General features: G+C 61.2%; 11 protein-coding genes. 7 read left to right on the plus strand and 4 right to left on the minus strand.

The features are described from left to right. Positions 1–85 precede the first annotated feature (85 nt). A complete protein-coding gene (locus GSR16_RS04100; protein ID WP_159875271.1) occupies positions 86–1288 on the minus strand; it encodes an ammonium transporter in 1203 nt (400 codons plus the stop codon). A 240-nt stretch (positions 1289–1528) separates the two neighbouring features. Then, positions 1529–2881: an NAD(P)/FAD-dependent oxidoreductase gene (locus tag GSR16_RS04105; protein ID WP_240902597.1), complete on the minus strand. Its 1353-nt coding sequence runs from the start codon at positions 2879–2881 to the stop codon at positions 1529–1531. Positions 2882–3021: 140 nt separating this feature from the next. Here GSR16_RS04105 and gcvA point away from each other — a divergent pair, with 140 nt between their 5' ends. The 5 genes from gcvA (at position 3022) to GSR16_RS04130 (ending at position 9726) form a co-directional block, all read left to right on the plus strand. After that, positions 3022–3927 carry a transcriptional regulator GcvA gene (gcvA, locus tag GSR16_RS04110; protein WP_159875272.1) on the plus strand — a complete coding sequence of 302 codons (906 nt, stop codon included), beginning with the start codon at positions 3022–3024 and terminating at the stop codon, positions 3925–3927. 87 nt (positions 3928–4014) lie between these two features. Next, positions 4015–5052, plus strand: a complete 1038-nt coding sequence (locus GSR16_RS04115) for an extracellular solute-binding protein (protein WP_240902598.1) — start codon at positions 4015–4017, stop codon at positions 5050–5052. A 3-nt stretch (positions 5053–5055) separates the two neighbouring features. Then, entirely contained in the window at positions 5056–6780 is a 1725-nt protein-coding gene (locus tag GSR16_RS04120; RefSeq protein WP_159875273.1) for a GGDEF domain-containing protein, read from the plus strand. A gap of 87 nt (positions 6781–6867) precedes the next feature. Next, a complete protein-coding gene (locus GSR16_RS04125; protein WP_159875274.1) occupies positions 6868–8139 on the plus strand; it encodes an Hpt domain-containing protein in 1272 nt (423 codons plus the stop codon). A gap of 60 nt (positions 8140–8199) precedes the next feature. Further along, a complete protein-coding gene (locus GSR16_RS04130) occupies positions 8200–9726 on the plus strand; it encodes a fumarate hydratase (protein WP_159875275.1) in 1527 nt (508 codons plus the stop codon). Between the two features lie 74 nt (positions 9727–9800). On the opposite strand, the gene GSR16_RS04135 is transcribed toward GSR16_RS04130, so the two are convergent. Next, positions 9801–10328: a cysteine hydrolase family protein gene (locus GSR16_RS04135; protein WP_159875276.1), complete on the minus strand. Its 528-nt coding sequence runs from the start codon at positions 10326–10328 to the stop codon at positions 9801–9803. Between the two features lie 124 nt (positions 10329–10452). On the opposite strand from GSR16_RS04135, the gene GSR16_RS04140 reads away from it, so the two are divergent. Further along, positions 10453–11394: a GlxA family transcriptional regulator gene (locus tag GSR16_RS04140; RefSeq protein ID WP_159875277.1), complete on the plus strand. Its 942-nt coding sequence runs from the start codon at positions 10453–10455 to the stop codon at positions 11392–11394. Here GSR16_RS04140 and GSR16_RS04145 read toward each other — a convergent pair. Next, positions 11388–12311 (minus strand): LysR family transcriptional regulator, encoded by a 924-nt coding sequence (locus GSR16_RS04145; RefSeq protein ID WP_159875278.1) that lies wholly within the window; start codon positions 12309–12311, stop codon positions 11388–11390. The two genes, GSR16_RS04140 and GSR16_RS04145, sit on opposite strands and share 7 nt — an antisense overlap. Positions 12312–12688: 377 nt before the next feature. Between GSR16_RS04145 and GSR16_RS04150 the strand changes: the two genes are divergently transcribed. Next, a complete protein-coding gene (locus tag GSR16_RS04150; protein ID WP_159875279.1) occupies positions 12689–13912 on the plus strand; it encodes a GGDEF domain-containing protein in 1224 nt (407 codons plus the stop codon). The last annotated feature ends 80 nt before the right edge of the window (positions 13913–13992 follow it).

The raw sequence follows: 13992 nt of genomic DNA on the forward strand, positions 1-13992 counted from the left end.
ACAAAACCGACAAAGTCTGAGGCGGATCAAGCTTATGACAAGCTGGTCGAGCCTGCGCACCAGGCCCGACCAGCGCAGGATGGAATTACCAGTTGGTTTCGCGGTCCGGCGTAGCGGTGATCTGGTGGATGGTCAGGTCGGCACCGTTGAATTCTTCTTCTTCATCCAGGCGGATGCCCACGGTCTTGCGCAGCAGTGCATACACGGCATAGCCACCGCCAAAGCCGATGGCAATGCCGGCAACCGTACCCAGCAACTGGGACATCAGGCTGACACCACCCAGCCCGCCCAGCGCGCTCTGGCCAAAAATACCGGCGGCAACGCCGCCCCAGGCACCACAGATGCCATGCAGCGGCCATACCCCTAGCACATCATCAATTTTCCAGCGGTTCTGGGTCTGGGTAAACAGCCAGACAAACATGCCGCCGGCCACCAGCCCCACTACTAGCGCACCCAGCGGATGCATGATGTCCGAACCGGCGCACACCGCCACCAGGCCGGCCAGCGGGCCGTTGTGAATGAAGCCGGGGTCGTTCTTGCCTGCCCACATGGCGCTGAGGGTGCCGCCCACCATGGCCATCAGCGAGTTGATGGCCACCAGGCCGGAAATGCCGTCCAGACGCTGGGCGCTCATCACGTTAAAGCCGAACCAGCCAACAATCAGAATCCACGCGCCCAGCGCCAGAAACGGAATGGAAGAGGGCGGATGGGCGGAGATGCGGCCTTCCTTGCTGTAACGGCCACGACGCGCACCCAGGTTGAGCACGGCAGCCAGGCCGATCCAGCCGCCCACCGCATGCACTACCACCGAACCGGCAAAGTCATGGAAGGGCTGGCCGAAACTGTGGCTCAGCCAGTCTTGCACGCCGTAATGGTTGTTCCAGGCAATGCCTTCGAAAAAGGGATACACCAGGCCTACCAGCAAGAAGGTGGCAGCCGACTGCGGGTGGAATTTTGCGCGCTCGGCAATGCCGCCCGACACTATGGCCGGAATGGCCGCGGCAAAGGTCAGCAGGAAGAAGAACTTTACCAGCTCGTAGCCGTGGTGCTCGGCGATATGGCGGGCATCACCCAGGAAGTTGACGCCGTAGGCCACGGTATAGCCGACAAAGAAGTAGGCAATAGCAGAGACGGCAAAGTCGGTGAGAATCTTCACCAGGGCATTGACCTGGTTTTTCTTGCGCACGGTGCCCAGTTCCAGAAAGGCGAATCCAGCGTGCATGGCCAGAATCATGATGGCCCCGAGCAGCAGAAACAGTACGTCTGATGGCGAGTTGGCAGTTGGCATGGCGAGTCCCGTTGTTGTCGGCTTTTGTTGCCTCCTTAAAGCAAGCGCAGTGCCAGCTGGGGCAAGATCGCACCAGCTTGGGCTGTTCGTGCACGAAAATGGCCGCAGTCAGCCCGTTTTTGGGGAGATGCAGTGCGGGCTGTGGTGATGCAAAACGGTGCGCATGCACCAAAACGGGGTTTGCATTGTGTTTTGTGCTGCTGTTTGGTGCATGGTGCATGGTGCTTGCTGCCATCGGTATCAGTGCAGCTTGACCTGTGGCTGGGTACGCCGGCTGAGCAGGCGTCCGGCGGCTGTCAGCAGGGTGGGGAGCCAGCCAAACAGGCTCAGTTGGTGCCGGTGATACAGCGACAGATACATCAGCCGGGCAAACTGGCCGTGGACAAACAGGCTGCGGCGCGACAGTGCACTCATCAGACTGCCCACCGTGCTGTAGCGGCCCAGCGAAATCAGCGATCCCAGATCACGGTAATGAAATGCCCGCAACGGCTTTCCCGCCAGCAGGCAGCGGACATTGTGGAACAGCAGATCCGCCTGCTGGCTGGCAGCCTGCGCGCGTGGCGGCACCCAGCCCTGGCGGTCCGGGCAGGCGGCGCAGTCGCCCAGGGCAAATACGTTTTCATCCAGCGTGGTCTGCAGCGTGGGGCGAACCAGTAGCTGATTAAGGCGATTGCTTTCCAGCCCTGCCAGTCCGGCCAGAAATGCCGGAGCCTGCACCCCGGCGGCCCAGACTACCAGTTCCGATGCAATGCACTGGCCGCTGGCGGTATGCACTGCGCCATCCCTGACTACACTGACGCGCTCGCCACACAGCACCCGCACCTGCATTTCCTGCAATTGGCGCTGCGCCTTGGCGGCAACGGCAGGCGGCAGGGCCGGCAGGATGCGCGGTCCGGCCTCGATCAGGGTGAGGCGGATGTCACGATCGGGATTGATGTTTTCCCGGCCATGCGCCACCAGCTCGCGCGTGGTGTTACGCAGCTCGGCCGCCAGCTCCACCCCGGTGGCTCCGGCCCCGATGATGGTGAGCTGCAGCTGCTCGGGCCGCAGAGGGCCTGGCTGCAGGCTGGCACGGATGCAGGCGTTTACCAGTTGGCGGTGGAAGCGGCTGGCATCATCCGGGGTGTTAAGGCAGATCGCATGTTCGGCCACGCCGGGCGTGCCGAAGTCATTGGTGGCACTGCCTACGGCCAGCACCAGGATGTCGTAGTCCAGCTGTCTGGCCGGAATCAGCGGCTGGCCCTGTTCATCTGCCGTGGCAGCGATATGGATGCGGCGTTGTTGGCGGTCCAGATCCTGCATGCGGCCCAGACAAAAGCGGAAACCGTGGCGTTTGGCCTGGGCCAGGTAGTCCAGCGCTTCCCGGTGCGGGTTCATGCTGCCGGCAGCAATTTCGTGTAGCAGCGGTTTCCAGATGTGGGTGCGTGCGGCATCCACCAGCGTGATGTCCAGGCGCTTATCCTTACGCGCCAGGCGTCCCAGGCGGCTGGCCAGTGCCAGGCCACCGGCACCGCCTCCGACAATGACGATTTTTTTGCTGTGCTGTAGCATTTGCTGCTCCCTTGCCAGTGCCTGGCTGTTGCTTCCATTCATGCACCAAGTTGTGACATGGACAGACTGGCAATGCTGGCGTGATGGTTGGATAGGTAATGAATGCAGGCTACTTTGCCTGTGCCATTGCGCCAGTCGCAAACGATATAAATTCAGCACATTGTGAGTTTGAGGAAGAATGTATGCGGAAACGACTACCCGGTATCGAGGCGCTGCAGGCGCTGGAGTGCGCCGCTCGCCACCAGAGCTTTACGCGTGCCGCCGAGGAACTGGCACTTACCCAGAGCGCGGTGTGCAAGCAGATTGCCCAACTGGAGGACATGCTGGGGGTGGCCTTGTTTCACCGTATCAAGCGTCGGGTGAGCTTGACCGAAGCCGGGCGGGTGTATGCACGTGGCGTGCGCGACTGCCTGGCACGGCTGGAGCGGCACACCCTGTCGCTGATGGCGCATCAGGGCTCGGACGGGGTCATCGAACTGGCTGCCGTGCCCACTTTTGCCACTCGCTGGCTGATACCGCGCCTGCCACAGTTCTATCAGCAGCACCCGCACGTTACGGTCAATATCACCACCCGTTCCGATCCCTTTATCTTTACCGATACCGGCTTTGACGCCTGCATCCATTTCGGCAATGGCGTGTGGCCCGGTGCCGAGGCGGACTGGTTGTTTGGCGAGGAGATGATTCCGGTATGCAGCCCGCAGCTGCTTGCCTCCGACGCTGTGGCACCGGCACAGCTGGCCGCCTGCCGTTTGCTGCATCTGTCAGCCCGGCACGATGCCTGGCAACGATGGTTTGTCACAGCCGGAGTGGATAATCCACAAGCGATGGTGGGCGCGCGCTACGAGCTGTTTTCCATGCTGGTGGAAGCCGCTCGCGCCGGCATGGGCGTGGCGCTGGTGCCACGTTTTCTGGTGCAGCAGGAAATCAGCAGCGGCAATCTGGTTACGCCGTGCGAACTGCCTTTGCCCAGCGACAATGCCTACTATCTGGTCTATCCGCCCGATCGGGTAGAGTCACCACCGCATCAGGCTTTTGCCGGCTGGCTGTTGCAGCAGGCTGCAAGCTATCGCGAAAGTCTGGTTCGCTAGGAAATTTCTGTTAAAAAATAAGGTATAAACTCCGGTAAACAGCTACATTCAAAATTCAAACGGCAGATTGAAAAAAGAAAACCAAACGTGGCATCAAGAATAAACAGCCTGCTTGCGGGGATGATTGGCTGCCTGTTGTGCTGCCAGCTGGTAATGGCCAAGGACGTGCTGCGCGTGCTGGCCTGGCCCGGCTATGCCGACCCGGATGTGGTGCAGGCATTCGAGCAGCGCTACCAGGCCAGCGTCGAGGTGACCTTTGTCGATTCCGACGAGGCGCTGTGGGCGCACATGCATGCGGTAAAAGGCCCGCGTTTTGATGTGGTGGCGGCCAATACCGCCGAAATGCAGCGCTACTACGCCGCTGGCCTGCTCAAACCGCTTGACCCCGCCTTGCTGCCCAATACCAGCCGGCAGCTGCCACGTTTTCGTCATCTGGCTGCCATTCCCGGTCTGCAGCAACAAGGCCGGCTGTATGCCGTTCCGTATACCTATTCCACCATGGGCATCATCTATGACCGGCGGCAGTTTACCCGGCCACCGGATTCGATGAACGTGCTGTGGGACCCGCGCTACCGCCACAAGGTGCTGGATTTCAACAGCGGTCAGCACAATTTTTCCTTTGCTGCGCTGGCCAGCGGCATCAGCCAGCCATTCCAGCTGTCGGCTGCCCAGCAAGCCATGCTGGTGCAGCGGCTGATTGCCCTGCGGCGTAATGTGCTTACCTATTACACGTTGCCGGAAGAGGCCAGCGAGCTGTTCATCCGCCATCGGATTGCCGTGATGTTTGGCAATTACGGCACCCAGCAGCTCAACTCCCTGCGCCAGGCCGGGGCCGATGTCGGCTATGCCATTCCACGCGAGGGTGTGCTGGCCTGGCTGGATTGCTGGGCCATGACGGTTTCCACGCGTAACCCATTGCTGGCACAGCAATGGATCAATTACATGCTGGAGCCATCCGTCAGCGCTCTGCTGCCCACGCGGCAGGGGCTGGCCAATACCTTGACGGCCAGTGATGAATTGAAAGCCGGTGTGCGCGTGTTGTGGCTGCAGCCAGTAGAAGACGCTGCCCGGCGTGAAGCGCTGTGGCAGAAAATCTATTCCGGCGATCTGCCGGGGAGCTTCTGAACCATGCGCCCCGGTCTGCTGGTCAAACTGGCGGTATTGCTGGCCATCTTCGGCATTCTTGCTTCTGGCATCACCGGCTATTACGCCTATACCGTCAACCGCGCCATGCTGGTATCGGCGGCGCAGAGTGATTTGTTGACCGCCGCACGCGGGGTGAATCGCCGGCTGTCGCAGTCGGTGGAGGAGGCTGCCGATGATGCCCTGCTGCTGTCGCGGCTGGTGGAGGTGGACCGGGTCATCAACAGCCGCATGCCGCGCGAACGGCAGATTGCCGGGGGCGAACTGGCACGGGCGTTTGCATCCATGCTGGCCTTGCATCCGGAATACCTGCAGGTGCGGCTGATCGGTGCTGCTGACAACGGGCTGGAACTGGTGCGTGTGGACAGCCAGAACGGGCTGACCGTCGGCGTTGAGGGCAATGCCCTGCAGGAAAAGGGGCATTTCCCCTATGTATTCGAAACCCTGTCGGTACCGGCAGGGCAGATTTACCAGTCATCCATCGCAGTCAATCATGAACGCTCCGCCCACGATGCCGAGGGGCGTCCGGGGCTGATGGTGGCGACACCGGTTTCCGACCGCGCTGGCCGGCCCGGCGGATTGCTGGTGATCAATCTGGATCTGACACGGCTGCTAAGCCAGCTGCAGCTGGATCTACCCAAGGCTTACCAGTTGTACATGGCCAACCGCTGGGGGGATTTCCTGGTACATCCGGACCCTGCCCAGACCTTTGGTTTTGACAAAGGCCGGCGCATTCTGATGCAGGACAGCTTTGCCCCCACCCGCCAGCTGTTCGAACGCAAGGTGGGCAGCCTGGCGCTCAGCGGTCTGGATCAGCCCGAGCAGTCAGCCGACAAGGTAATGGCCTTTGTCCGGCTCCCCATCGGCCGTGGCAGTCGCGATGAGTTTGTGGTCACCGGGCTGGTACAGCCTCTGGGCAGCGTGCTGGCACTGGCTGCCCCGCTGGGCTTGCGCATCATCCACATGGTGCTGGCCTTCAGTGTCATCGCCATTCTGCTGGCCGTGGTGTTTGCCCGCGCCATGCTGCGGCCAATCAACATCCTGGCCCAGGCGGCCAGCAGTTTTAGCGATACCCGTCAGCAATTGCCTCTGCCAGTGGAGCGCAATGACGAGATTGGTGTACTGGCACGCAATTTTGACCGCATGCAGCGGCAGATCAACAGCCATATGGCCAGCCTGTACGACAACCAGCGCGAGCTGAGCTATCTGGCGCACCACGACAGCCTCACCGGTCTGGCCAACAGGGCGCTGTTTTTCCAGCACCTGGAAAAGATGCTGGCGCTATCGCAACGAAGTGGCGCACAGTTTGCCGTGCTGTTTGTCGATCTGGACCACTTCAAGCAGATCAACGACCAGCATGGCCACGCGATTGGCGACCAGGTGTTGCAAGTGGTTGCCCGCCGTCTGCAGCATGCTGTGCGCGGTAGTGACATGGTGGCGCGCATGGGCGGGGATGAGTACCTGATCCTGCTGCAAGGCAGTTTTTCCACCGATGCCCTATCCGAGCTGCTGGGCAAGCTGGCGCTGACCATTGGCGAGGCCATGCTGGTAGAAGGCAAGAAGCTGGAAGTAGGGGCCAGCATTGGTTACAGCCTGTATCCCCGCGATGGCACCTCTGCCGAACAGCTGGTCAACCAGGCCGACCATGCCATGTATCATGTCAAGGCCATCCAGCGCGATGGCCACACCAGGCAACTGCCTTATTCCTGATTCCCGTTTGCGCCGTATACGGCCTAAACCGCTTCGTGACTGATGCCGACATTGACTTCTGATGCCCGCCACCCCCTGAGCGGGCCTTTGCTGACAGCCCGCCATCGTGGCCAAGCGGCTGATGCAGTCCCGCTTGCCAGCTTGCTGCGCCAGCTGCATCTGCGTTTTCAGCCGCAGGCCCAGCACCTGCAGGTGGATTTCAGCTTGGAACTGGACAGCGCACTGGCCGCGGTGTTGCAACTGAACCTTGCCGTACTGCAGCAACTGCTGATGCAACTGCTGTCGCTGGTCTTGCCTGCCCAGGCCGGGGGCCGGCTGGTGCTCAAGGCACAGGTGTGGGCACAGCAGCACATGCGCCAGATTCTTACCCTGGAGCTGATAGCCAGTTGCGCAGGCGACGCTGGCATGTCGGCAGGCAAGCACTACGGACCGGCGTGCGCGCGCAAGCGTCGGCACGCCCCGGCCGACTGGCTGCACTGCCGACAACTGGCGCGCAGCCTGGGGGCGGAACTCAGCCTGGAGTCCGGTGCGCACGGCATGCATATCAGTCTGCAGCTCAAGCCGACCATGCCTGAGGCACAGACTTCCCCTGGTGCCACCGTGGCTGGACGCTGGCCGGTTTTGTTGCTGTGTGCCGATGCCGAGCAAAGCGGGCAGCTACAGCGGCAATTGCAGGGCGCGGGCTATCCGCTGAAAACCGTCAACACGGTGGCGGCTGCCTTGCAGTGCTGGCAGCAGCAGGCGGTGGCTGCGCTGCTGTTGGCTGAGCCGGACCCCGGTTGCAGTCTGCCAGCCTTGTTGCAGCCGATGCGCCGCCTGGAAAGCATCCAGCCTTGGCGTGGCCACACGCCGCTGCTGGCGGTGCTGCCAGAGCCGCATGCCCTGCCGCAGGCGCTTGAGCCGATGCCGGATGGCTGGCTGCCCCGTTCTTTTGATTGCACTGCCTTGTCCCCCTGGTTGCCTGAATGCGCGCTCAGCAATACTGCGGCCTTGCCGGTGCTGGACCGAGCGGTGCTGTTCGATCTGAGTCAGGGCGACTGGGCGCTGGAGCTGCCCTTGCTGCAGCACTATCTGCAGGACAAGCAGGCCGATCTAGGCCTGTTGCTGCACGCCTGGCAGCAGGGTGATCTGCCTGCCTGTGTGGCACTGGCGCATCGCATCAAGGGAGCCAGCCGCACGGTAGGTGCGCACCGGCTGGCAGAGGCAGCCGCCAGCCTGGAACAGGCTGCCCGGGCCGGGCTGGGTGACAGCCTGCCAACCATGCTGTTGACGCTGGAACAGGCGCTGGAGGATTTTGCCCAGCATCTGCAGTCTGCCGCCGAGCCTGTGGGCAAACCAGGCACAGGCATGGCGCAATAAGGCGCAAGCGCCTAAAATGTCCCGACAATTCCTAAAGCCCCTACGCTGGAGAGACCGCTCATGGCTGTTATCCGTCAGGATGATTTCATTCAAAGCATCGCCGATGCTTTTCAGTACATCAGTTGCTACCACCCCAAGGACTACATCGACGCCCTGTATCAGGCCTATCTGCATGAAGAAAGCCCGGCGGCCAAGGACGCCATGGCGCAGATCCTGATCAACAGCCGCATGTGTGCAGAAGGCCGTCGCCCCATCTGCCAGGATACCGGCATTGCCGTGGTGTTCCTGAAAGTGGGCATGAACGTACAGTGGGACGCCACCCTGTCGGTACAGGAAATGGTCAACGAAGGCGTACGCCGCGCTTACAACAACCCGGACAACAAGCTGCGCGCTTCCGTGCTGCTGGACCCGGCTGGCAAACGTCAGAACAGCAAGGACAACACCCCGGCCGTGGTGCACTTCGAAATCGTCGAAGGCGACGGCGTGGAAGTCACCTGTGCCGCCAAGGGCGGTGGCTCGGAGAACAAGTCCAAGTTCTACGCGCTCAATCCGTCCGACAGCATTGTCGACTGGGTGATCAAGACCGTACCCACCATGGGTGCCGGCTGGTGTCCGCCGGGCATTCTGGGCATCGGCATTGGCGGTACCCCGGAAAAAGCCATGCTGCTGGCCAAGGAAAGCCTGATGTCGCACGTGGACATCCACGAGCTGAAAGCCAAGGCTGACAGCGGGGCCGAGCTGTCCCGTGTTGAACAGCTGCGTCTGGAAATCTTCGAAAAAGTGAACGCGCTGGGTATTGGCGCACAAGGCCTGGGTGGCCTCACCACCGTGCTGGACGTGAAGATTCTGGACTACCCGACCCACGCCGCCAGCCTGCCGGTAGCGATGATCCCCAACTGCGCCGCCACCCGTCACATCCATTTCCATCTCGATGGCAGCGGCCCGGCCCACCTGGCCGTGCCCAGCCTGGAAGACTGGCCGGAAATCACCTACGACACCAGCAACGGCAAGCGCGTTGATCTGGACAACATCACCAAGGAAGAAGTGGCCAGCTGGCAGCCGGGTGATGTGCTGCTGCTCAACGGCAAGATCCTCACCGGTCGTGACGCCGCGCACAAGCGCATGGTGGACATGCTGAACAAGGGCGAGGCGCTGCCGGTGGACTTCACCAACCGCTTCATCTACTACGTGGGCCCGGTTGATCCGGTGCGTGACGAAGTGGTTGGCCCGGCAGGCCCCACCACCGCCACCCGCATGGACAAGTTCACCCGCCAGATGCTGGAACAGACCGGCCTCTTGGGCATGATCGGCAAGGCCGAGCGTGGCCCGGCGGCCATCGAAGCCATCAAGGACAACAAGGCTGTCTACCTGATGGCGGTGGGCGGTTCGGCCTACCTGGTGTCCAAGGCCATCAAGGCCTCCAAGGTGGTGGGCTTTGCCGACCTGGGCATGGAAGCCATCTACGAGTTTGAAGTAAAAGACATGCCGGTAACGGTAGCGGTCGATTCCAACGGTATCTCGGTGCACAACACCGGCCCGGCGGAATGGCGCGTGAAGATTGGCAAGATTCCGGTCAACGTGGCCTGAGCCTGCTCGTAGCCTTGCAGCAAGCAAAAACCCGCCATCCGGCGGGTTTTTCATTGGCGGCAGCTTGGAGCGTACTAGGCCAATGCTTGTGCTACTGTCGGCAGTGCCACGCGAATGGACAGGGCATTGAGCGCAATCGCATGCAGCATCTGGTCCACGGTAGTGCAGCAGTCGGCCAGCACGGCTACTTCGTACTGTGTGGCTGCTGGTGACAGCGCGGTGTGGGTGACGCAGTTCTGCGTCATCATGCCGCAGATCAGTAGTTTACGGCTGCCCAGTTCTGCCAGCGTGGCCTGCAGCGTGGTCTGGTAAAAACTGTCGGCGGCCTGTTTCACCACTACCGGTGCTTGCGGCGCGGCAGCCAGAATACGCGGGTGAATGGCCACGCCTTCGCTGCCGGCATTGAAAAAGGGTGCCAAGCCCTTGCTGCTGTCGGCCACATGCTGAACCAGGATGACCGGCATACCCAGCACTTGCGCCCGTGCTATGGCGGCCACGCAGTTGTCCAGTACGGTTTCCGTATGCCATAGCGGGTATTTGCCGCCAGGAAAATAGTCGTTCTGTAGATCGATCACGATGAGTGCGGTGTGGGCGTAATCCATGGCGTGGCTCCTGTGCCGGGTTGCAATGTGGCCATTATTGCCAGTGGCAGCTCAAGGCAGAAGTGGCCCGATTGCCAGAATACGTTAAGATCGGGCCAATTCTGTTTCGCTTCGGTATCCCGCCATGTCTGCCCCCGTCATTGCCGTTGTCGCCTTTGCGCAGATCAGCCCCTTTCACTTGTCGGTGCCTTGCGTGGTGTTTGGCGATGCCCATCCCGGCCTGCCAGCATTCGACTTGCGGGTTTGTAGCGCGGATGCCGGTGAACTGCGCACCAGCGCCGGTTTCAGCATCCACTGTGAGCATGGTCTGGAAGCGTTGTTTGATGCTGAAATCATCATCCTGCCTAGCTGGCAGGCTGGTCGCCCGGTACCGCCGCGCTTGTTGCTGGCGCTGCAGCAGGCGGCGGCGCGTGGTGTGCAGATTGTCGGCCTGTGTCTGGGGGCTTATGTGCTGGCCGAGGCCGGCTTGCTGGATGGCCGTGCCGCCACCACGCACTGGGCCTATGCCGATGACTTTGCCCGCCGCTATCCGCAGGTGCGGCTGGACCCGACGGTGTTGTATGTGGAAGATGGCCAGATGCTGACCTCGGCCGGCACAGCGGCCGGGCTGGATTGCTGCCTGCATCTGCTGCGCCAGCGTTATGGGGCGGAGCTGGCCAATGGCGTGGCGCGGCGGCTGGTGGTGCCGCCACACCGTCAGGGCGGGCAGGCGCAGTTTATCGAGCAGCCACTGCCGGCCAGCGCCGGTGATTCACGGCTGGCGGTGCTGCTGGACTGGATCAGGGCTAATCTGGCCCAGCCGCATAGCCTGGACAGCTTGGCGGACAAGGCGGCGATGAGCCGGCGTAGTTTTACCCGGCATTTTCGGCAACTGACGGGGCGCACGGTCAGCCAGTGGTTACTGGACGAGCGTCTGGCCTTATCTCAGCGCCTGTTGGAAAGCGCTGATCACAATATCGAACAGATTGCCCGGCTGACGGGTTTTGGCTCGCCCGAATCCTTGCGTCATCACTTCCGCCAGCGCTATGCGGTGTCGCCCAGCCAGTGGCGGCAGAGTTTTCAGTGAGCAGCTGACGCTGAAACAGGCTGTTCCCAGGGCGGGATGGGGGCAAAGCGTTGCTGCAGGAAGTCCAGCAGTGTGCGCATGGCTAGTGGTAATTGGCGGCGCGAAGGGTAGAGCGCATAAATGCCCAGGCTGACGGGTTGCCAGTCCGGCAGCAGGGCTACCAGTTCGCCGCTGTGTAGCAGCGGTTTGACCAGATAATAGGGTTGCATGGCCAGGCCGGCACCGTGGCGGCAGGCTTGCAGCAGCGCCACGGCTTCATTGGCGCTCAGCCGGCCATGTACCTTGACCACGGCTTCTTCCCCGCCGCGGCGCAAGCGCCATTCGCTGCGGCCAAACTGGCTGTAGCTCAGGCAGTGGTGCTGGCTGAGGTCGGCGGGCTGCTGTGGCTGGCCGTGCTCCGCCAAATAAGCAGGAGCCGCCACGATGACCGAAGCGCAATCTGCCAGCCGGCGCGCAATCAGGCCCGGCTCCGGGTCATTGGTGATGCGGATGGCCAGATCAATGCCTTCTTCGATCAGGTTGACCGCGCGGTCCCCCAGTTGCAGGTCGATGCGGATCTGCTGGTGTTCGGCCAGAAAAACGCTGATGGCCGGGGCCAGCTGGGCCATGCCGAAGGACATGCTGGTAGTGATGCGCAGCTGGCCGCGCAACTGGCCATCGCGCAGGCCCACTTCTTCGCGGGTTTCCGCGGCCAGATCCAGCATCTGCTGGCAGCGTGCCAGGCAACTGGTACCCGCATCGGTCAGCGTCACCTTGCGGGTGGAACGTTGCAACAGGCGCGCCCCCAGCCAGTGCTCCAGCTCGGCGATATAGCGCGTCACCATGGCGCGGCTCAGCTCCAGCTCTTCGCTGGCGGCGGTAAAGCTGCCACGGCGCGCCACTTCGACAAATACCTGCATGGCAATCAGCCGGTCCATGGTTATCCTTGTTGCTTGGAGTGCATGCGCTGCATGATAAGCGATTGAGCGTCCGCTGCGCGCTTTCGTGGCCAGGCATGGGCGTGCGGCGGGTTCCGGTCGAAAATACTCTGCTGCGCAGTATAAACATGCTTGCTGGCTGCTGCTTCCTATGTTTAATGCCATGCCTGACGTGCTTTTGCTCATTTGTCATCGAATGTATTGCCAAGCGGATTTACACCGATTTACCGGGCGGCATTTCCGTTATACTGCTGCGTGAATTACAAGTCAGGGCATTTCTCCGGCCCGTTTTAACGCACCATCCTCCGCCCGGAAACCACTGGAGCCGCACCGTATGGGCACCGGCCTGCTGCTGCTATGGCAACGACAAGCGCAAGATGACTGATAAAACCTCGCCGCAGCTGGAGCAGGAACTGGCTGCCGCCGACAGGCAACCCTGGTATCAGCTGGCCTTTCCGCCCGTGCTGGAAGAAGCTTATCTGCATGCGACTTGCGAGCAACGCTTGCGGCGATACCGGCTGTTTGGCGCTATCGGCATTGTGGTGTTCATGTTGTATGGCCTGGTGGACAAGTTTTATCTGGCCGATGCCTATGGCCGCATCTGGCTGTGGCGCTGGCTGATCCTGCCTGTCATGGGGACTATCTCCATCATCGGCAGTTACTGGGCTCCGTTACGCCGCTGGTACGAGCTGTCTGTGGTGGGCGTCAGCACGGCTTGCGTGTTGGCCCTGATCTGGTTTTTCTCCCTCAGTCACATGCCGACGGCACAGCACTATTATGGCGGGGTGATGCTGTGCCTGGTATTCACCATGTTCGGCCTGCGCATTCCCTTCCGTCTGGCTTGTTACAGCAGTGTCATCAGCCTGTCCTATCTGGGCTGGGTGCTGCTTGACTGGCATTTTCTGGATGAAGCCACCCGCTCGCTGATTTTCATTCTGGTGATTTCCTGCGTGCTGCTGGGCTTGCTGGGCTTGTTCCAGCTGGAGAAGGAAGCGCGACGCAGCTATCTGCTGGCGCAAGAGTTGCAGCGTGATCATCTCCAGTTGCAGCAGGGCTTCAAGTATTTGCAGCAGATTTCCACTGCCGATGGTCTGACCGGCCTGTTCAACCGGCGCTATTTCGATCAGCAGTTGCAAACGGTGTGGGAGTCCCGCCTGCAAAACAAGGCCGATATTGCCTTGTTGTTTGTCGATGTCGATTACTTCAAAAAATACAATGACAGCCAGGGGCACCAGATGGGGGACGATGCGCTGATCCGGGTGGCGCAGGTCATCAGCCGCCATGCGGAGTCGGTGAATGGCTGTGCAGCACGTTATGGTGGCGAGGAGTTTGTGTTGCTGCTGGCTTGCAGCACGGTCGGGCAGGCCAGCAGGCTGGCAGAACAGATTCGTCAGGATGTGGAAGCGCTGGCCCTGCCACATCCATCCTCGCTGTGTAGCCAGGTGGTGACCATCAGTATCGGCATTGCGGCAGCACACGCCAGCATCAACCAGAAGCCGGATTGGCTGGTGAGTACGGCGGATGCGGCTGTCTATCAAGCCAAGAAGCAGGGCCGCAACCGCATTGTCACCATGCATTCTTGTCAGCCGCTGCCCAATTAATCAGGCTGTCTTTGGCCTGGACACCCTGCCAGATCAAATAATTAGTACATTTTTTGAAACAATCATGCGCGTTTTAATGG

The sequence above is a fragment of the Aquitalea denitrificans genome (genome assembly GCF_009856625.1).
Lineage (GTDB): Bacteria > Pseudomonadota > Gammaproteobacteria > Burkholderiales > Chromobacteriaceae > Aquitalea > Aquitalea denitrificans.